The organism is Bradyrhizobium sp. USDA 327, from assembly GCF_041262065.1.
Taxonomy (GTDB): Bacteria; Pseudomonadota; Alphaproteobacteria; order Rhizobiales; family Xanthobacteraceae; genus Bradyrhizobium; species Bradyrhizobium liaoningense.
Genome location: NZ_JBGCCW010000001.1, coordinates 1,781,272 through 1,801,711 on the forward strand (window position 1 = coordinate 1,781,272; position 20,440 = coordinate 1,801,711).

The following is a 20,440-nucleotide window of genomic DNA, read 5'->3' on the forward strand; positions in this document are numbered from 1 at the left end:
GAGGTTAAGCGGCACCGCTGAGGTTGAAGCGGCAGCCGCACCCTCGATCTTTACCCTGAGGGCCGCCAACGGCGGGCGTCTCGAAGGACGGCCACAGGGAAATCGCGTTCATATGCGATAGCCCTGCCCAAGCTGAGGAGGCCGAGCGAGCCCGCGGCTCACATCGACCCGGCTCAAAGCCGTTGCGTCCAGCCTATTGGTTGATCTCGGGCTCGACGAGCTTGGCCAGATTCCGCAGCGATTCCTGCCAGCCGAGATAGCAGGCCTCCGGCGGGATGACATCCGGGATGCCCGACTGCGTGATGTCGATTTCGGTTCCGACCGAGACCTTCTTCAGGATCACGGTCACCTCGATCAGGCCGGGCAGATTGGGATCGTCGAACTTGTCAGTATAGCGGATGCGTTCGCCGGGCACGAGCTCGACATATTCGCCGCCAAAGGAATGGCTGTTGCCCGTGGTGAAATTCCGGAACGACATCTTGAACGTGCCCCCGACCTTGGGCTCGAAATGATGCACGGCGCAGGTGAAGCCGTTCGGCGGAAGCCATTTCGCCATCGCATCGGCCTCCAGGAAGGCGCGATAGACTTTCTCCGGGCTGGTGGCCAGGACGCGGTGCAGGCGGATGGTATTGGGCATTTTTCTTGTTCCTCACGACTTGATGGCTCCGGCGCGCGCGTCCGTTGCCCATTCATGTCCCGAGGACGAACGAGGCTCGGCCGGCCCGACATGGTAGCTTGGATTTTTTGATGGCTTTTGTCGGGAGCGCTGGCGGCAGATGGTCTGGCGCGAGCCGGCTAGACAGCCGCCACTCGACTGGCGTCATCGTGAACGCCCGTCACTTCGTGATGACGTGCTTCGTCGGCGTCACTGCCGGCGGCGGTGCCGCCGGCGAGATCGCAAAGGTCACCCACGCGTTCCAGCCTTCCGGGCGATTTTCGGCGGCAAATTCCTTGTATCCCTTAAAGTTGAGGTAGCCCTGTTTGTCGCCGATTGGAAAGATGAATCCGATCTGTGGGCCGACCCCGCCCACCCTCGAGCGGAAACAGCCGACGCGATCGCCGGAGCCGCTGTCGCAGCCGAGCTGCTGGTAGAAATACCCGACGAGCCCCACCTGCACCTGCTTGCTCAGGAACTGGGAGGCGCCCCAGTCGAAGTGCATGTCGACACCGCTTTGGTACTGCGTGTCGGTGTTCTTGAAATTGTAGGTGAAGCCGAGCACGCCGGACAGTTCATGTCCGGTCTGCGGATTGAAATAGGTGTAGCCGCCGCCCGCGTCGATCGCGCCATGCCCGAGCCCGATGTTGGCGAGCCGGGACGACTGGTAGGCTCCGACGGGGATGTCACCGGTGATGTAGGTCATGTAGTTGTGGACACCGGCATTCCAGCGCAGCGCGAATTGCGGGATCAGGTCGCCAAAGCCGGTCACGGAATCGCTGATGGAATCGGAGCGCGAGAAGGGAATAGAGCCCAGTGGCGTTGCGAGCGTACCCGTCACCGATCCGTTGAGCGTGGTGGTGTTTGCACCGTAGATTCCCATCAGGGTGGCCGAGGCCTGGCCGCCCAGCACCGGTGTTGCAAAGACGTAGGTCGCGTTCAACAGGCCTAGATCCACATTCGCGTTGAGGTTCGCGTTCAACGTGGCCGTCAAGTTTGCGGGGATGCGGCCGATCTGGATTTCGCGTGCGCGCGCCACGTCGCCGCCGGCGGACACCGAGGTGTGATAGTAGATCGCAGCCGTCGTCCAGCCCGGTTGCTGAGGCGTCGCGGCAAGGCTGCCGAACATGCCGGGAATCCAGAAGCTGATGCCGCTTTCATCGGCCAAGGCTATCGCCGGTATCGATGCAAAGGCCGCAAATGCAATGCCGGCAAACGCCTTCGTCACTCGCATGGTGACCCCTCCCGAAACACCAGATCAGCTTCCTGGGCGCGCCTGATTTGCTGCTGATAGTATGATCCAGACGAGGGGCAGGCCATAGCTTCCGTTGCGCCGGGAATATTCGGCAGTCAGATGTGGTAACGGAACAACACTGCAGCGTTATGATGCCAACGGGCATTGAGATGCGCCTCCCACGGACGCCGCTCCTCTGTCTCCAACGTCTCCGCTTCTGATCCGTCATCTTGATCTGTTGATCCATATCAAGCCTTTTTCTGGCCGCTGGAAAATGATGGCGCCTCATTTGAAGGGAGGAATTGCGATGAGCACTGCCCGATCCTTTTTTCTTGTCGCATTTTCACTGACCTTTGCGATTTCGGCGCCAGCATTGGCACAACAAGTCCAACACGCTGCGCCGCCGCCCGGATCGCCTGCGGCGACCATCACTATTCCCGGCGATCAGCTGCCGCCGCCTCCGCAGAAATTCGGCGGTAAGATCGAGCGCGATGCGCGCAATTCGACACCTTTCTGGCCCTCGCGCGTGGTGCCGCCGAAGGGTGCACCAAACGTGCTGCTCATCATCACCGATGATGCCGGCTACGGCGTGCCAAGCACGTTCGGCGGCGTCATTCCAACGCCTGCACTCGACCGCATCGCGCAAAGCGGATTGCGCTATACAAATTTCCATTCAACGGCGCTGTGCTCGCCGACGCGCGCCGCGCTGATCACCGGACGCAATCATCATTCCGCCGGCTACGGCGTGATTGCCGAGCAGGCAACCGGTTACCCCGGTTACGACAGCATCATCACCAAGGACAAGGCCACGATCGGCCGCATCCTGACCGACAACGGCTATCATACGGCATGGTTCGGCAAGAACCACAACACGCCGGAATACCAGGCGAGCCAGGCCGGCCCATTCGACCAGTGGCCGACCGGCATGGGCTTTCAATATTTCTACGGCTTCATGGGTGGCGATACCAATCAGTGGGAGCCCGGCAATCTCGTTCGCAACACCACGGCAATCTATCCCTACCAAGGAAATCCCGGCTGGAATCTGGTGACGGCGATGGCGGACGACGCCATTGACTATGTGAACCGCATGAACGCGCTGTCGCCCGACACGCCGTTCTTCATCAAGTTCGCGCCCGGCGCGACGCATGCGCCGCATCATCCGACCAAGGAGTGGGTGAAGAAGATCGGCGACATGCACCTGTTCGACCAGGGCTGGAACAAGCTGCGCGAGACAATCTTCGACAACCAGAAGAAGCTCGGCGTCATCCCGCAGAACGCCAAGCTCACGCCGTGGCCGAAGGACCTGATCAAGGAGTGGGACCAGCTTTCCGCCGACGAGAAGAAGCTGTTTATCCGTCAGGCGGATGTGTTCGCCGCTTTTGCCGCCTACGCCGACAACGAAATCGGCCGGGTGATCCAGTCGATCGACGATCTCGGCAAGCTCGACAACACCCTGATCATCTACATTGAAGGCGACAACGGCACCAGCGCCGAAGGGCAGCCGAACGGCACGCCCAACGAAGTGGCGATGTTCAACCAGATCAACCCGTCGGTCGAGGAGCAGCTCAAGTACTTCTACGACGTCTGGGGCACCGAGCGTACCTACAACCACATGTCGATCGGCTGGGCCTGGGCCTTTGACACGCCGTTCTCCTGGACCAAGCAGATCGTCTCCCATTTCGGCGGCACGCGCCAGGGTATGGCAATCTCCTGGCCGGCCGTGATCAAGGACAAGGGCGGCATCCGGAGCCAGTTCCACCACGTCATCGACGTCGTGCCGACCATTCTCGAGGCCGCGAAGATCAAGCAGCCGGACATCGTCGACGGGATCAAGCAGAGCCCGATCGAAGGTGTCAGCATGATGTACACGTTCGACGCCGGCAACGCGAACGCGCCGTCGAGCCACAAGATCCAGTATTTCGAGATGTTCGCGGATCGCGCGATCTACAATGACGGATGGATCGCCTCGACCAAGGTGTTGCGGCCGCCGTGGGTGACTGGAGGCGTCAAGCTGCCAAGCCCGGCCGATTACCCTTGGGAGCTCTATGACCTGAAGAACGACTGGACGCAGGCCGAGGACGTCGCCGCCAGGTATCCCGACAAGTTGAAGGAGCTGCAGGCGCTGTTCTGGAAGGAAGCCGAGAAGTATCAGGTGCTGCCGCTCGACAGCTCAATGGCTACCAGGATTATTACGCCGCGCCCGAGCCTCAGCGCCGGCCGGACGAGCTTCGTCTGGACGCGACCGCTCACCGGCACGCCGAACGGCGACGCGCCGAGCCTGCTCAATGCATCCTATGTCTTCAAGGCCGACGTCGAGATTCCGCAGGGCGGTGCCGAGGGCATGCTGATCACCCAGGGCGGCCGTTTCGGCGGGTATGGGTTCTATGTCCTCAAGAACAAGCCCGTCTTTACCTGGAACCTCGTTGACCTCAAGCGCGTGCGCTGGGAGGGAACGGAGCTCACGCCCGGCAAGCACGTGATCGAGTTTGCCTTCGCGTATGACGGTCTCGGCACAGCGACCATGCTGTTCGGCGACTACAGCGGCATCGGAAAGGGCGGCACCGGCACGTTGAAGGTCGATGGCAATGTGGTGGCGACGGAGAAGATGGAGCACACGCTTCCCTTCATCCTGCAGTGGGACGAAGCACTGGACATCGGTTCAGACACCGGCACGCCGGTCGACGACAATGACTACGAGGCACCGTTTGCCTTCACCGGCAAGATCAACAGGATCACCCTGGACATCGATCGACCCAAGCTGAGCCCGGCTGATATCAAGCGGATGGAGGAAGCCGCGCGTGCGGCGGGCGACGGCCCGTCTGCGGATGCCGGAAAAGTTGCCTCGGCGGTACCCCAGGTCTCCAGCAATATCGGCCTCAATCTGGTCGAGAAGATCCAGTTGCGGATCGACAAGCGCGAGGGTTGCCGCAAGGATGCCGAGGCAAAGGGACTTGGCATGGTGGACCGGGTCAAGTTCGTTCAGGAATGTGTTCGCCGATAGTTCGGCGCGACACCGACGGGAAGCCAACCGGCTTTCCGTCGGCCAAATGCACGCGATGTGCGATCGGAGAAGCTCATGACAAACGGCCGTTGGATCTTCCTGTCAGCGCTTGCACTGACCGACGCCCTGACTGTCGGCTGCGCTGCGGCGCAGGGCGCGGCGGAGACGGTGCAGGACATGCTCGCCGCACAGATCCGGACGCAAGGGTTTACGTGTGACAAGGCGCTCGGCGCGACGAAGGACACCGCGCGCTCGAGGGCCGATCATGCGGTCTGGGTGCTCAGATGCAGCAATGCAAGCTATCGGGTGAGCCGCGCGCCGGACATGGCCGCCAAGGTCGAACCGCTGCGGTGACGCCGCGCGCGGCACCGCATCGAACGGCGGCAACATGCAAAGCGTAACCGATCTGATCCCAATCACACCTTCGATCGACGAACTTGGCCGCATCATCGCCAATGTCGCTGCTCCGGCATTTCTGCTCGGCGCGGTCGGTGCGTTCATCTCGGTCGTGATCTCACGGGTCAACCGAGTGATCGACCGCTCGCAGTTCATCAACGGCATTCCCGCAGGCGATTCTGCAAGAGTCTTCCTGAAAGGCGATCTGCCGCGGCTTCGGGAAAGGGCGCGGCTTCTGAACCGGTCGCTGTTCTGCTCCGTCGTCGCAGCGATCCTCACGGCGCTCATCATCTTCGTTGCATTCGTCAGCGCGCTCCTGCAAATCGCACACGAATACGGCGTGGCGATCCTGTTCATGGCGGCCATGCTGATGTTCAGCGCCGCCCTCGTCGATCTGGCGCGCGAAACCAGAATTGCGCTTCACGATAATGACCTTCACGTGTAAGCCGAGTGGCGGAACGGCTGGAGCGGTAAGCAGACGTGACACGAGGCTCGCGAAAGAACCGCAAGGGCGACAAGCTCGGCAAGGCGCCAGCGCCCGAACCAGTGCAGTCCGAGCCGCAGCCGCCGCAAGTCCCTCACGGCGCTACGAGGCGCTGGATCCTCGGCGCGAGCGCAGTTGTTGCCGCGATCGCCGGCGGACTGCTGTGGTTCGAACCATCGAAGGCTCCCGTCCAGACGTCAGCGCCTGCCGAACGGGCCTTCGTCGGGAGCGAATCCTGTGCTGACTGTCACGAAGCGGAAGCAAGGCTCTGGCGGACCTCGCAGCACCGCCGCGCCATGGATCACGCGACGGCGCAGTCCGTGCGCGGCGATTTCAACGACGCGACTTTCGACTATGCCGGCACCCGCTCGCGCTTCTTTCGCAAGAAGGACAAGTTCCTGGTCGAGACCGATGGGCCTGACGGCAAGCTCGCGACCTTCGAGGTGAAATACACATTCGGCATCGACCCGCTGCAGCAATATCTGATTCAATTCCCGGATGGCCGCGTCCAGGCTCTGTCCATCGCCTGGGACACGCGGCCGAAACAGCAGGGCGGTCAGCGCTGGTTTCATCTCTACCCGGACAACGCCGTCACCAGCAGCGATTCCCTGCACTGGACGAAGCTGAACCAGAACTGGAATTTCATGTGTGCGGAGTGCCATTCGACGAACGTGAACAAGGGCTACAATGCCGACCGGGACAGGTTCGCGACCACCTTTTCCGAGATCAGCGTCGGCTGTGAGGCGTGCCACGGTGCTGGCTCGCGCCACGTTACCTGGGCTCGTACCAACCCGGCGGCGCGCGGCCCTGACGATGGCCTGCAGGTGCGCTTCGACGAGCGCACCGGCATCACCTGGGCCGCATCCGCGGGCAAATTGACGCCGGTACGCAGCGCGCCGCCACCTGGCTTGCGCAAGGAGGTCGAGACCTGCGGGCGCTGCCACGCGCGCCGCGGGCAGCTATCGGAAAACTGGACACCGGGCCGACCGCTCTCTGACACACACCGTGTATCGCTGCTCGACCGACACCGCTTTTATGCCGACGGCCAGATGCGCGACGACGAGGAGACCTACAATTACGCGCCGTTCAAACAGAGCAAGATGTTCGCCAAGGGCGTGACCTGCAGTGACTGCCACGACCCGCACAGCGCAACGTTGAAGGCGCCCGGAGACGGCGTTTGTTCGCAGTGCCATACGCCCGCCAAATATGAATCCGCGGCGCACCGGCACCATGCCCATGTCTCGCCGCCGCTGGGCTGTCCGGCCTGCCATATGCCGGAGCGCCGCTACATGATCCTCGATCGCCGCCACGACCACGGCTTCCGCGTTCCGCGTCCCGATCTCTCGGAGCAGACGGGCGCACCGAATGCGTGCAACGACTGTCATCGCGACAAGCCAGCGGCCTGGGCAGCGCATCAGATCGAGGGTTGGTTCGGGCCGGAGCGGCGGGGCCACCAGACCTATGCGCCTGCATTTCATGCTGCCTGGAGCGAAGCTGCCGACGCGCAAGCGCAACTTGCCGCAGTCGCTGAATCGGCTGACGTTCCCGGTATCGTCCGGGCCAGCGCGCTGGCGGAGCTTCCGGCACCGATTCTCGATCTGATCCGGCATGGGCTTTCCGATTCCGATCCGCTCGTGAGGCTCGGCGCGCTCGATCGGCTCGAAGGAGCGCCCGCCGATCAGCTCTGGCCGGTCGTCTCGCCGCAGCTGCGCGATCCCGTGCCTGGTGTGCGCATTCGCGCCGCCGAACTTCTGGCCGCCGTGCCTCCAGCGCGCCAGCCAGCGGCCGATCGTGACCAGTTCGCGCGGGCGGCTGCCGAATTCGTCGATGCGCAGAAGCTGAATGCTGATCGGCCGGATTCGCGAACGGCGCTTGCCAACTTCTTCCTGCGCCAGGCCAATCCCGGCGCGGCGGAAGCCGAATACCGCGCCGCCCTCAGGCTCGATCCCTCGTTTGCGGCGGCCGCCGTCAACTTGTCCGACCTGTACCGGCAACTCGGACGCGACAGTGACGGGGAGAAAATCCTGCGAGAAGCGCTTTCCGCGTCGGCGCAGGACGCATCTCTCCACCACGCGCTTGGTCTGACACTCGTGCGCCAGAAGCGCAGCGAGGAGGCCCTCGACGAGCTGCGTCGGGCTGCCTCTCTTGACCCCGGCCAAATGCGGTACGCCTACGTCTATGCTGTAGGACTGAACGGAATCGGTCGGCGTGACGATGCACTTTCTGTGCTGAACCAGACCCTGCGGGGTCATCCGAACAATATGGAGCTGCTTTCAGCCGCCTTGAACATCAGCAGGGAGAAGGGAGACATCGCGGCCGCGCTGGGTTATGCCGAGCGACTGGCGCTCCTCCGGCCTGACGATCCACGGTTGGCGAACCTCATCAGAGAGCTCAAGCGTTAGTTGCGCCAGGAAGAGCCGCCTGCGCTCGTGGGCTTTCGCCGAAGGCAGGCGGCGGCCGGCCTTACTTCGATGTCAAATCGCCGCCACGTCCTGTGGCGTCATCGTGAACGCCAGCCGGTAGCGGCCCTCCGTCGGATGAGTCTGAGCGCCCGCCGCATCAAGCACCGATGACGCCAACTGCGCGATCACGGCACGCTCGACGGCATCGGCGTCGTAACCCGACAGCAGCACGATCCAGTCGGCGGCGCCGTCCTTTCCCCGGATCTGCTGTTCCGTGGTGGGCGAACCCGTCTTCGGTGTATCGGTCAGGAGGAGGTGAGCGCCCGTCAGTCCCGGTTTCGACGCAAGGGCGCCGAGCGTATCGAGGAGGTGCGCCTGCAGCTCTGCAGCGCGTCCAGCTTGCGGCGAAAGCCTGATGGTGGCCAGCGAGCTTGCGACGCCACCGCCAAAGCTCTTGATGATCCGACACTGGCTGCGGACCATGCCGAGATGATGCGGCATCATCTTCCTCGACCACGGCGTCGGCGCGTTGAGCCGGTCGAGATATTCCTGCGACGTGAGCGCCTCGTATCGCTCGAGCTCGTAGAGCACGAAGAAGCCCTCGGCATCCGTCGTGCTGCTCCAGCGCGATCCCCGCCGGAAGCCGGGAATGCTCATCCGCTCCGGAAAATGCTCATGCGAGTGCCAGTCGCCGAACTCGCTGCGCTGCTCCGGACGAACGCTCCACCACATCGCAACGGCGGCCTTGCCGAGCAGTGACATGCTGACCTCCCTTTTTGCGGACAGTTTGCCTCAACGCCAACAGCGGCGGCAAGGTGTGCCCGCTTGACAAGCGAAGCCACAATTCCGCTACCGTTCCGCGTTCAACTCCTGCGGGAGATCGGGGGCTTCCGTTGCGCAGCACGCTCTGGGCTTTTGCCATCACGCTCTGCTGTCTTGGTTCGCCGGCCGAGGCTGCGGGCATTCAACTGCTCGACGCCGATCCGTCGCTGTCAGGTGCGATCTGGTATCCTTGCGCGGCGGAGCCGACGCATGTGGCGCTTGGCCGTCTTTCTGTCGGTGCCGATTTCAACTTGAAGGGCTCCAGGGATTGTCCCGTTACTGGCACAAAGCTGCCGTTGGTGATCTTCTCGCACGGCCGTGGCGGATGGTTCGGCCAACATCATGACACAGTGGAGGCGCTGGCCGATGCCGGCTTCATCGTTGCGGCGATCAATCACCCAGTCGACACATACAGTGACTCCTCGCGGCGCGACACCCTGTCTGTGTGGGGATCGCGCCCGAGGGACGTTGTTCGGTTGCTTGATTTCATGCTGAACGATTGGAAGGACAGGGCGACGATCGATCCTGCCAAAGTCGGCTTCTTCGGGTTCTCGCTCGGTGGCTCTACCGGCCTCGTGCTGATGGGGACCAAGCCGGATTTCGCAAGGGTCGCCAGCCTTTGCAAGGAGACGACCGGCGTCTGCGCACAGCTTCACAATGGCGAGACGCCGCCTGATCCGATATACGATGCGCGCATTCGCGCCGCCGTCATCGTTGATCCCGCACCGACCACCCTGACGCGGGAGAACCTCGCTCTCGTCAAAGTCCCTTTCCAGTTCTGGCGCTCGCAGTTCGGTGGGCCCGGCGTCGGCGATGGATCTGGTAACGCCCGCGTCGCGGAAGGCTTGCCGGGCAAGCCTGACATCCACGTCGTGCCGGCCGGCCACTATGCGTTCCTCGCTCCGTGCTCGGCCGATCTCGCGGCGGCCGTTCTGCGCATCTGCACCGATGTGCCCGCAGGGTTCGACCGGGCCGGATTTCATCGCGAGTTCAATGGGGCGGTGGTGAAGTATTTTCGCGAGCAATTGGCTGCGGGAGATCGTTGAGGGCTGGGGCAACCCCGTTGCATCACTGGAGGCGTTGCATCGGGCCGGCTGGGCGTTGCATCCGCGGATGCAACGGGACCGGGCTCGGCGGTGCCCTTGCTGCACGTCGGCTTGGCCGGCCGCCGCCGCGACGGGGCTAAATTGACGTTCGAGACCCTGTCCGCAACCACCTCATCCAGCACGACTTTTCCCTCGTGGGACCGGACGGCGTCGCTCTCGACCTGGCGGCTCAATGTGGACTTGTTGATCCCGATGATCCGGGCCGCCTCGCTGATCGAAATCAGCAACAAAGGCGTTGCATCAGGGGTGTTGCATCAAATTCGCTCCCCGCAGCTAGCGAAAAATGGGACCGAACCACCGGTTTGGCTTTTTCGATGGGGGGAGCCGACGCTCACAAAAGCGTGGAAGAAGCCCGTTGCAGATCTTCAGAGTTAGGCGGCCTGAGATAGGGTTCAGCTTCAGGTTGTTGATTCGATTTTAGAGACTGCTTCTTCTCGATTGGAGATCACTGTGGCCAGACGACATCGCAGGCAAGGCGACTGAAGACCTGCAAACGATCTATCATTCCACCGTTCTGAGCTTACAAACAAGCTTCTCGCAGCAAATCGAGAAGATCACGAACTGGACGGTTGAGCAGACGACTGCAATCGAGCGACTAAAGCTAAAGTTGGCCGATGAAACTGCCGCAGAACGCGAGCGCCTGAGCAAGGAATTTGAAGAGAAGACAAGTAATGTTCGCGCGGCGGCCGATGAACTTGAGACAAGACGTAAAGAGATCGACGATCGAGCCTACATGCATGCAAGACGCGGCATACGCTCTGATCTTCAAAAGACAATCAAAGGTCGTCAGGAGAAGTTTACTCTCACTCCTGAAACGCGAAATTTGCGCCTTCCGGTGCACATAGCTCTCATTGCGTTGTTGATTGCCCTGGCAGCTGCTAACGCGGCCACTATCTACTCTCTCTTCTCCCTCGACATCGAGAAAGCCGCCGCGTCGGTTCTAGTCTGGGCATTTGGCAAACAGACTGTGGTCACAATCGCCTTTGTTGCTGCTCTCTTCTTTTACGTGCGATGGATGAACCGCTGGTTCGAGCAACACGCCTCGGCAGAATTCCTTTTGAAGCAGTTCGAACTCGACATCGATCGCGCCAGCTGGGTGGTGGAAACAGCCATGGAGTGGCGTCGCGACCAACAAGCGGAAATCCCAGCTCCACTGCTCGAAGGCATCGCCCGCAATCTCTTCGCCGAACGAAGCAGACCCGATGACGAACACACCGCCGCCGACGATCTGGCCTCGGCCCTAGTTGGCAGCGCCTCTCAGTTGAAGCTCAAGCTAGGGGAAAATGAGCTCAACTTCGATCGTAAAGGCTTGGCCAGCCTGGGCAAGGCGTAATTTGTTCTAAAGTCCGATAAGAGCCCTTAGCGGACTCCAGGATTATGCCGCGCGCCGGCGAGCTGCTGGTCGACGGCTTGGCCGCTTGGTTGCCTTGGATACGGCCCTTGATCTTCTTCAATCTGACATGGCCGTAGCGACGCTCGATCTGCCGCAGCAAATTGAGATGGTTCCGCTGAGACGCGCGTAGCGCAACCCGTGCCATTTCGACAGCGGCTCGCTCTGGTAGAACGCAATCAGCTTGCGTAGTCTCATCGCGAACCTCAACGTGAGTCGCTGTTGCGATGATTGGGCTGACGATCCCCGTGGTGGCGCTGTCCGATCAGGGCGAAGAGACGTCTGATCGAACGCTCGGCAGGCCGTGCATCAAGACGGGTCTATCGTGGACCTCTGTTCTTGATCCGATACCCAACCATCCCTCGATCAATTGGACCTTCGGAAAGATCGATACCGGTGCCGATCTCGTCGTGATCGATCGGACCTTCGCAAACTTAAAAGAACCGATGCCTGCACCGGTGACAACCCTGCCGGCGAGCACAGCGGCTGGCCCTTGCCTCATGCCGATTTGCCGGGGCATTCTTTACGTCACCAATGGCTTTCGGTGTATCGCCATCGAGATCGACGTCGCCGTCGGCGAGGTTGGATCAGCCTACAGGATGTTGCTGGGCCGAGATCTGCTTAGGTATACCACCTTCACGTACAATCGCGCTTACGGGATAGAGAAGCTGTCGATCGATCCGCCGCCGCCCGGAATCCTGAATGGAGTGGACGCTCGACCGCAGATGAAGCTATGAAATCACCTCATCCTGGAGTAGCGGAACGCCGTGGTCGGAACCGCACTCCGCAAAACCTTCACTTGTCGAGGAGGCACTTGACCTGTGTCCGAGCCCGCATCATCGGAGCTAGCATCAAACCCTGCGATTGACGCTGTTCCGCAAAAAAGAACCTGCATTTTTTGCGGCGGCGCCGGGATGACAAAGGAAGACTATTGGCCTCGGTGGTACCAAAAGTTCAACGAGCGCAGGTGGAAGAAGGCTGTTCACATCACTTCTCGTCCCGACGACGCCGGCGACGTCGTGATCAAGCAACGGCTAAGGCCAGGAGATCCGACCGAGAGCAAACTTGGGCGCGTTTGCGGCGAGTGCAACAACGGTTGGATGTCCGATCTTCAAAACGCGGCAAAGCCACTCATTACGGAACTGCTGAGCGGAAAGTGGCGAGATTTCTCTTCCGACGAACAAGAGACGCTTGCGGCATGGGCCACGATGTTCACGATGGTCGTCGAGTACAAAGACCCCGCGACTGTTGCGATTTCTCAGGAGCATCGCAGCGAGTTTTGTAAGTCCAGAAAGCCGCCCAAACTCTTCAAGATTTGGATGGGTCGGCTTCTGCCTGGTACTCGTCACCACGGCTCATTCTACCATCAGGCGTTAGCAGCTTTCCTTGAAGGTGAACCAAAGCCTAACATTCAGACGAACGTAATCTCCTTTGACGGCCTGCTGTTCCTCGTAGCGTCTGCCCGGCGCGACTATGTGTTCGTCGAACGAACAGACAATGGCGAGAAATTTCACTTCCACGATATCGCTCCTGACGAGTGGCTAGGTCTCGGCCTTGGTCAGCTTTGGCCGATTCAAGTGCAACGCCTTGCCCCTCCCGAGCGTCCGCTGGATGACACCGATTACAATCTACTCGTTCATTTTCTCGCACACTTTGCCAATACCGGACCACGAGCGCCCCTCCTGCTTTCCTACGATCCGGATTTACCCGATGGCCCCATCAAGGCTCCTTCCGCCGCTCAACCCTGAAGGGAGCCGACCGGCCCAGGGCAGACCTCTTCTGCGGACTAAGCCATGCTACGCCTTCCGACCGAGTCGGTACCAGAAGCCATCCGCGAGAATGCAGAAATCTTCATCCCTGCGATCCGAGAAATAGAACGATGTCCGGATTTGCCGCAATGATGTCGGCGATCCGGTTTGGATGCACCACATGGGATCACGCCGCTTCCGTTGGTCGCGCAACCAGTATTGCCGACACCTTGTACGGTGTAGCTGTGCCCCAACCCTAGCCGCATGGCGATCCGCGGAGCCATTCCGTCAAGCGGCGTCAATCGATACGTTCCAGCCGACGTGCCCGCAGGGTTCAACCGGGCCGCATTTCATCGCGAGTTCAATGGGGCGGTGGTGAAGTATTTTCGCGAGCAATTGGCGGCGGGAGGTCGCTGAGGGTCTCGGTCAACCCGGGGGCAATCGCGAAGTGTCCGCTTCCGCGAACGGTACGTGGTCGGGGATCCGTTCCGATGTGCAGCAGCCAGCGCCCGATGTGCACTCCCGGCATGACATCCACGATGGCATAATACCCCTGTTTTGCCCGACGGGTCAGAATTTTTTCGTCGAATCAGAAATATCGTTGTCGACCAATGGGATGGCTACTGTGCATGGGGTTGTTTTTCCACTTTTCGTTTGAGACCTCCGACTGCGCGCCTTTGCAAGCAAAAAGGGCCGCCCCTTCGGACGGCCCTTTCGTCTCATTCAATGTTGGCCCGCTTACTCCGCGGCCTGCTTCTGCGGCGGGTCGAGCGCGCCGGACTTGTGGATCTCGGCGACCTGGTGGTCGCTGAAGCCGAGCACGGAGCGCAGGATCTCGTCGGTGTGCTCGCCGAGCAGCGGGGAGCGCTGCACATCGCTCGGAGAGTCCGACAGCTTGATCGGGTTGCCGACCGAGATGTACTTGCCGCGGGTGGGGTGGTCGACCTCGACCACGGTGCCGGTCGCGCGCAGCGACTGGTCCTCGGCAATCTCCTTCATCGACAGGATCGGGCCGCAGGGGATGTCGTCCTTGTTGAGGATCTCCATCGCCTCGAACTTGGTCTTGGACATCGTCCACTGCTCGATGCGGGCGAAGATCTCGTTCAGGCGCGGCAGGCGGGCAGCCGGCTTGGCGTAGTTCGGATCGGTCTTCCACGAGGGTTCGCCGATCACGTCGCAGATCTTCTCCCAGACCGGAGCCTGGGTGATGAAGTAGATGTAGGCGTTGGGATCGGTCTCCCAGCCCTTGCACTTCAGGATGCGGCCGGGCTGACCGCCGCCGGAATCGTTGCCTGCGCGCGGCACGGCATCGCCGAACGGCACGCCTTCACCGAACTGGCTGTATTCCCTGAGCGGCCCGTGGGCGAGGCGCTGCTGGTCGCGCAGCTTGACGCGGCAGAGGTTGAGCACGCCGTCCTGCATCGCGGCGGTGACGCGCTGGCCCTTGCCGGTGTGGGTGCGCTGATAGAGCGCGGTGACGATGCCGAGCGCCAGATGCAGGCCGGTGCCGGAATCGCCGATCTGCGCGCCGGTGACGAGCGGCACGCCGTCGCGGAAGCCGGTGGTGGAGGCGGCGCCGCCGGTGCACTGCGCGACGTTCTCATAGACCTTGCAGTCTTCGTACGGTCCGGGACCGAAGCCTTTGATCGAGGCGACGATCATCTTCGGGTTGATCGCTTGGATCTTCTCCCAGGGGAAGCCCATGCGGTCGAGCACGCCGGGGCCGAAATTCTCGACCAGCACGTCGCACTGCTTGATCAGCTCGGTGAGGACTTCCTTGCCCTTGGGGTTCTTGGTGTCGAGCGTGATCGAGCGCTTGTTGTGGTTGAGCATGGTGAAATACAGGCTGTCCACGTTCGGGATGTCCTGCAGCTGGCCGCGGGTGATGTCACCCACGCCCGGACGTTCCACCTTGATCACGTCAGCGCCGAACCAGGCCAGCAGCTGCGTGCAGGTCGGCCCGGACTGGACGTGGGTGAAGTCGAGAATGCGAACGCCCGTGAGCGCTTTGGTCATCGTGTTGCTCCGTACTCTTTGTCTGCCCCTGCACCCGGCAGGGAGTAAAGGGTTGAGGGGTGGACTTACTTCTTCTTCTGCAGAACGCTCTGGGGATTGAGGTTGCCGATGCGGCCGCTCTCCGAGCCTGCGGCCGGATCGATCACGGCGTTGATGAGCGTCGGCTTGCCGGACGTCATCGCCTCGTTCACGGCGCGCTTGAGCTCGTCCGGCGAGGTCGCGTTGACGCCGACGCCGCCGAAGGCTTCCATCATCTTGTCGTAGCGCGCGCCCTTGACGAACACCGTGGTCGCCGGGTCGGCGTTGGCGTTGTTCACGTCCGTGCCGCGATAGATGCCGTCATTGTTGAAGATGACGACGCAGATCGGAAGGTTGTAGCGGCAGATGGTCTCGACCTCCATGCCGGAGAAGCCGAAGGCCGAGTCGCCTTCCACTGCGAGCACGGGATGGCCGGTCTCGAGCGCGGCTGCGATCGCCTGGCCCATGCCGATGCCCATCACGCCCCAGGTGCCGACGTCGAGGCGCTTGCGCGGGCGGTACATATCGATGACGCCGCGGGCGAGGTCGAGCGTGTTGGCGCCTTCGTTGACGAGGATCGCCTCGGGGTGCTCCTTGATGACGTTCTTCAGCACGCCGAGCGCACCGTGATAGTCCATCGGCGATTTGTTGTTCATGAGCTTCGGCGCCATCTTGGCGACGTTCTCTTCGCGCTTGGCCGAGACGGCCTTGGTCCATTCGGCGGGCGGGGCGGTCCAGCCCGACGCCAGCGCCTGGTTGAACGCGGAGACGACCGAGCCGATGTCGCCGACGACGGGCGCGACGATCTCGACGTTGGAGTCCATCTCCTTCGGCTCGATGTCGACCTGGATGAACTTCTTCGGCGCTTCGCCCCAGCTCTTGCCCTTGCCGTGCGACAACAGCCAGTTCAGCCGCGCGCCGATCAGCATGACGACGTCGGAGTCCTTCAGCACCGTCGAGCGGGCCGCGCCGGCGCACTGCGGATGGGTGTCGGGGAGGAGGCCCTTGGCCATGCTCATGGGCAGGAAGGGAACGCCGCTCTTCTCGACGAAGCTCTTGATCTCCTCGTCGGCCTGCGCGTAGGCCGCGCCCTTGCCGAGGATGATGAGCGGGCGCTTCGCGCTCTTGAGCACGTCGAGCGCGCGCTTCACCGAAGCCGGCGAGGGGATCTGCGCGGGAGCAGCGTCAATCACCTTGACCAGCGACTTCCGGCCGGCCTCGGCATTCATCACCTGGCCGAACAGCTTGGCCGGCAGGTCGAGATAGACGCCGCCGGGGCGGCCCGAGACCGCGGCGCGGATGGCGCGGGCAAAGCCGATGCCGATGTCCTGGGCGTGCAGCACGCGATAGGCCGCCTTGCACAGCGGCTTCGCGATCGCGAGCTGATCCATCTCCTCGTAGTCGCCCTGCTGGAGGTCGACGATCTCGCGCTCGGAGGAGCCCGAGACCAGAATCATCGGGTAGCAGTTGGTGGTGGCATGCGCGAGCGCGGTGAGACCGTTCAGGAAGCCGGGCGCCGAGACCGTGAGGCAGACCCCGGGCTTCCTGGTGAGATAGCCGGCAATGCCTGCGGCGTAGCCGGCGTTCTGCTCGTGGCGGAAGGAGATCACGCGAATACCGGCGGCCTGCGCCATGCGGCCCAAATCCGTGATCGGGATGCCCGGCACATTATAGATGGTGTTGATGCCGTTCAGCTTGAGCGCGTCGATGACGAGATGAAAACCATCCGTCAGTTCCTGCTCGGTGCCCGGTGCTTCGGACTTGGTCGCGGTATTCAGCATGGGCCTTGTCTCCCTGGTCTCAGTACTGGGGCGAGTGCTTCGCCCTTCTGGTGAACGTTTGCTAGGTCAAGAGTTACGTGAACAGTTCCTGGCCGTGCGCTTCGACGTAAGCGGCGAGGCCGAGGGTGTGATCGCGGGCGCGCTTCTCCGCGAGCTCGGTGTCGCGCGCTTCCAGCGCCTCGATGATGCCGAGATGCTCGGGCAGCGACGTCGCGGTGCGGTCCTTGCGTCCGATGGTCAGCTGGCGATAGCCGCGCACGTGCAGCAGGAGGTCGTTGGTGAGATCGACCAGCACCGGCGATTCCGACAGCGAGATCAGCGCCTGATGGAAGGCGATGTTGGCGCGGGAATATTCCTCGACGTGATCCTCGGGCAGGCGGTCCTTGCCGAAATCCTTGAAGAAGTCGCGCAGCGCGGTGATGTCCTTCTTGCGCGCGGTCGTGGTGATGAGGCGCGCGGCCATGCTCTCCAGCGCCGCCCAGGCGCGGATCATGTCGACGATCTCGCTCTTGGTCCTTCGCACCACCATGATGCCGCGGCGCGGCACCGTCTTCACAAAACCGTCCTGCTCGAGCATCGCGATCGCTTCGCGGATCGGCGTGCGGCTGACGCCAAGCCTCTCGGACAATGCGCGCTCGTCGAGCATCACCGGCTCGGGCGTCGAGTAGATGTCCATCTTGAGGATGGCTTCCTTCAAGGCGTCATACGCCTTGTTCTTGAAGCTGCTCTCCGGGGCAATACGAACGATTGCGATGTCTGCCTCGGCCATGTTCGGCAACGCCTTGGTTGGTTTGCGTAGTGACACGACGAATCTCCTCCAGTGGGAGTCGTCTTTTTACAGGAATATTAACGGGAAAGTTTTTGGCATACCACATGCCAGAATGTCAAGCTGACGATTTTTTGCGGCGTTCCAAGGCATGCTCCAGCTTGACAAGTTGGCTTCTGGCATACCAAATGCCATCGCCAGCCATTTTTGATCCATTCCGGCGGAGTAGTCTTGGGCTTTATGCCATTCCGTTCTGCCGCATGGAACAGAGCGCGGCCAATGGCAAGCATCTCGGGCAGCCGCTAACCACGCGCGCGCTTTGAAAAGAACGAACTCAGGTCAAGGGAGAAGCCACATGTCCAATTCCAAAGATGCCGTCCGCAAGGTGCTTGACCAGGTCAAGGCGGACAACCGCACCAGCCTGACGGCGCCGGAGGGTAAGCTGGTCTGCGACGCCTACGGCATTCCGGTGCCGAAGGAGGGCGTGGCAAAGTCGGCAGGCGAGGCCGGCAAGATGGCTTCGTCCATGGGCTTCCCGGTCGTGATGAAGATCGTCTCGCCGGACATTCTCCACAAGACCGAAGCCGGCGGCGTCATCGTCGGTCTCAAGACCACCGAAGAGGCCGAGAAGGCCTACGAGACCATTCTTTCCAACGCCAAGAAATATAAGTCCGATGCCAAGATCGAGGGCGTCCAGGTGCAGCAGATGCTGGCCGGCGGCACCGAGGTCATCGTCGGTTCGATCACCGACGGCTCGTTCGGCAAGCTCGTTGCCTTCGGCCTCGGCGGCGTGCTGGTCGAGGTGTTGAAGGACATCACCTTCCGCCTCGCGCCCGCGACCAAGGAAGACGCACTCTCGATGCTCGACGGCATCCAGGCGCATGAGATCTTGAAGGGCGTGCGCGGCAGCGAGCCGGTGAATCGCAACGCCCTCGCCGACGTCATCGTCAAGGTGTCGCAGCTCGTCACTGATTTTCCCGAGATCGTCGAGCTCGACCTCAACCCGGTGTTCGCGACGGCGAAGGGCGCGACGGCAGCCGACGTCCGCATCGTCGTCGACTTCGCCTATGTGCCGAAGCCGAAGCCGCGTCCGACCGAAGAGATCGTCACCGCGATGAACCGCATCATGCAGCCGAAGGCGGTCGCCGTGGTCGGCGCCTCCGCCGAGGATGGCAAGATCGGCAATTCCGTAATGAAGAACCTCATCAACGGCGGCTACAAGGGCCAGATCTATCCGATCCATCCCAAGGCCACCGAGATCCTCGGCTACAAGGCCTACAAGAGCGTCAAGGACGTGCCCGGCGTGATCGACGTCGCGGTGTTCGCGATCCCCGCCAAGTTCGTGGCTGCGGCGCTCACCGAGTGCGGCGAGAAGAAAATCCCGGGCGCGGTGCTGATCCCGTCGGGCTTCGCCGAAGCCGGCGCGCCGGAGCTGCAGGCCGAGATCGTCGAGGTCGGCAAGAAATACGACATCCGCCTGATGGGGCCGAACATCTACGGCTTCTACTATACGCCCGCCAATCTCTGCGCGACTTTCTGTACTGCTTACGACGTCAAGGGCCATGCGGCGCTGTCGTCGCAGTCGGGCGGCATCGGCATGGCCATCATCGGCTTCTCGCGCTCAGCGAAAATGGGCGTCTCGGCGATCGTCGGTCTCGGCAACAAGTCCGACATCGACGAGGACGATCTGCTCGCCTTCTTCGAGCAGGATCCGAACACCAACCTGATCGCGCAACACTGCGAAGACCTCAAGGATGGTCGCGCCTTTGCGGAAGCGGCAAAACGCGTTTCCAAGAAGAAGCCGGTGGTCGTGCTCAAGGCCGGCCGCACCTCGGCCGGTGCCAAGGCTGCGTCCTCGCACACCGGCGCGCTCGCCGGTAACGACCGCATCTACGAGGACGTGTTCAAGCAGTCCGGCGTGATCCGCGCTCGCTCCTTGCGGCAGCTGCTCGAATTCGCCCGTGGCGTGCCGGTGCTGCCGACGCCGAAGGGTGAGAACGTGCTGATCATCACCGGCGCCGGCGGCTCGGGCGTGCTGCTCTCGGACTCCTGCGTCGACAACGGCCTGTCGCTGATGTCGATGCCGCCGGATCTCGATGCGGCCTTCCGCAAGTTCATCCCGCCGTTCGGTGCGGCCGGAAATCCTGTGGATATCACCGGCGGCGAGCCGCCGATCACCTACGTCAACACCGTGAAGCTCGGCCTCTCGGACGAGCGCATCCACGCGCTGATCCTCGGCTACTGGCACACCATCGTCACCCCGCCGATGGTGTTCGCCCGCAACATGGTCGAGGTGAAGAAGGAGATGGAGGCCAAGGGTTTTGTGAAGCCGATGGTCGCGTCTCTGGCCGGCGACGTCGAGGTCGAGGAAGCCGCCGAATATCTCTACCAGAACGGCATTCCGGCCTACGCCTACTCGACCGAGCTGCCGGTCGAGGTGCTCGGCGCCAAGTACAAGTGGGCGCGCGGGGCAGGGCTGCTCTGAGCTGTCGTTCGCCTCTCCCCGCCCGCGGGGAGAGGCCGGAATTTGCGCAGCAGATTCCGGGTGAGGGGGACCCTCCACGAGTCTGACTGCCCCCGTCCTCGCGGAGACTCCCCTCACTCTGACCCTCTCAGCGCGA

Annotated in this window: 16 protein-coding genes; 10 read left to right on the forward strand and 6 right to left on the reverse strand. The window is 62.2% G+C overall.

What is annotated here, in order from left to right; genetic code table 11:
- Positions 1 to 193: 193 nt before the first annotated feature.
- Together ABIA42_RS08015 and ABIA42_RS08020 are read right to left on the reverse strand one after the other, a co-directional pair.
- Positions 194 to 637: an SRPBCC family protein gene (locus ABIA42_RS08015; RefSeq protein ID WP_370114401.1), complete on the reverse strand. Its 444-nt coding sequence runs from the start codon at positions 635 to 637 to the stop codon at positions 194 to 196.
- Between the two features lie 199 nt (positions 638 to 836).
- Entirely contained in the window at positions 837 to 1,889 is a 1,053-nt protein-coding gene (locus ABIA42_RS08020) for a transporter (RefSeq protein ID WP_370114399.1), read from the reverse strand.
- A gap of 307 nt (positions 1,890 to 2,196) precedes the next feature.
- On the opposite strand from ABIA42_RS08020, the gene ABIA42_RS08025 reads away from it, so the two are divergent.
- The 4 genes from ABIA42_RS08025 (at position 2,197) to ABIA42_RS08040 (ending at position 8,172) form a co-directional block, all read left to right on the forward strand.
- A complete protein-coding gene (locus ABIA42_RS08025) occupies positions 2,197 to 4,890 on the forward strand; it encodes an arylsulfatase (protein WP_370114397.1) in 2,694 nt (897 codons plus the stop codon).
- 75 nt (positions 4,891 to 4,965) lie between these two features.
- Positions 4,966 to 5,244: a hypothetical protein gene (locus tag ABIA42_RS08030; RefSeq protein WP_271526363.1), complete on the forward strand. Its 279-nt coding sequence runs from the start codon at positions 4,966 to 4,968 to the stop codon at positions 5,242 to 5,244.
- A 34-nt stretch (positions 5,245 to 5,278) separates the two neighbouring features.
- Positions 5,279 to 5,731 carry a DUF2721 domain-containing protein gene (locus ABIA42_RS08035; protein WP_370114394.1) on the forward strand — a complete coding sequence of 151 codons (453 nt, stop codon included), beginning with the start codon at positions 5,279 to 5,281 and terminating at the stop codon, positions 5,729 to 5,731.
- Between the two features lie 35 nt (positions 5,732 to 5,766).
- Complete coding sequence (locus ABIA42_RS08040) at positions 5,767 to 8,172, forward strand: tetratricopeptide repeat protein (protein ID WP_370114392.1); 2,406 nt, start codon at positions 5,767 to 5,769, stop codon at positions 8,170 to 8,172.
- A 72-nt stretch (positions 8,173 to 8,244) separates the two neighbouring features.
- On the opposite strand, the gene ABIA42_RS08045 is transcribed toward ABIA42_RS08040, so the two are convergent.
- Positions 8,245 to 8,934 (reverse strand): hypothetical protein, encoded by a 690-nt coding sequence (locus ABIA42_RS08045; RefSeq protein WP_370114390.1) that lies wholly within the window; start codon positions 8,932 to 8,934, stop codon positions 8,245 to 8,247.
- A gap of 131 nt (positions 8,935 to 9,065) precedes the next feature.
- Between ABIA42_RS08045 and ABIA42_RS08050 the strand changes: the two genes are divergently transcribed.
- From ABIA42_RS08050 to ABIA42_RS08070, 5 genes are all read left to right on the forward strand, one after another.
- Entirely contained in the window at positions 9,066 to 10,040 is a 975-nt protein-coding gene (locus tag ABIA42_RS08050) for an alpha/beta hydrolase family protein (RefSeq protein WP_370114388.1), read from the forward strand.
- 96 nt (positions 10,041 to 10,136) lie between these two features.
- Complete coding sequence (locus tag ABIA42_RS08055; protein ID WP_370114387.1) at positions 10,137 to 10,475, forward strand: hypothetical protein; 339 nt, start codon at positions 10,137 to 10,139, stop codon at positions 10,473 to 10,475.
- Between the two features lie 232 nt (positions 10,476 to 10,707).
- Positions 10,708 to 11,433: a hypothetical protein gene (locus ABIA42_RS08060; protein ID WP_370114385.1), complete on the forward strand. Its 726-nt coding sequence runs from the start codon at positions 10,708 to 10,710 to the stop codon at positions 11,431 to 11,433.
- A gap of 284 nt (positions 11,434 to 11,717) precedes the next feature.
- Positions 11,718 to 12,227 (forward strand): hypothetical protein, encoded by a 510-nt coding sequence (locus ABIA42_RS08065; RefSeq protein WP_370114383.1) that lies wholly within the window; start codon positions 11,718 to 11,720, stop codon positions 12,225 to 12,227.
- 177 nt (positions 12,228 to 12,404) lie between these two features.
- A complete protein-coding gene (locus tag ABIA42_RS08070; protein WP_370114381.1) occupies positions 12,405 to 13,238 on the forward strand; it encodes a hypothetical protein in 834 nt (277 codons plus the stop codon).
- A gap of 738 nt (positions 13,239 to 13,976) precedes the next feature.
- On the opposite strand, the gene frc is transcribed toward ABIA42_RS08070, so the two are convergent.
- The 3 genes from frc to ABIA42_RS08085 all read right to left on the reverse strand — a co-directional run bounded on the left by frc (position 13,977) and on the right by ABIA42_RS08085 (position 17,822).
- A complete protein-coding gene (frc, locus tag ABIA42_RS08075; RefSeq protein WP_271526358.1) occupies positions 13,977 to 15,254 on the reverse strand; it encodes a formyl-CoA transferase in 1,278 nt (425 codons plus the stop codon).
- Positions 15,255 to 15,319: 65 nt separating this feature from the next.
- Complete coding sequence (gene oxc / locus ABIA42_RS08080; RefSeq protein WP_370114379.1) at positions 15,320 to 17,053, reverse strand: oxalyl-CoA decarboxylase; 1,734 nt, start codon at positions 17,051 to 17,053, stop codon at positions 15,320 to 15,322.
- Positions 17,054 to 17,126: 73 nt separating this feature from the next.
- The gene (locus ABIA42_RS08085; protein WP_162250091.1) at positions 17,127 to 17,822 is read right to left on the reverse strand and encodes a GntR family transcriptional regulator; all 696 of its coding nucleotides are present in this window, start codon (positions 17,820 to 17,822) and stop codon (positions 17,127 to 17,129) included.
- 352 nt (positions 17,823 to 18,174) lie between these two features.
- Between ABIA42_RS08085 and ABIA42_RS08090 the strand changes: the two genes are divergently transcribed.
- The gene (locus ABIA42_RS08090) at positions 18,175 to 20,304 is read left to right on the forward strand and encodes an acetate--CoA ligase family protein (protein ID WP_370114377.1); all 2,130 of its coding nucleotides are present in this window, start codon (positions 18,175 to 18,177) and stop codon (positions 20,302 to 20,304) included.
- The last annotated feature ends 136 nt before the right edge of the window (positions 20,305 to 20,440 follow it).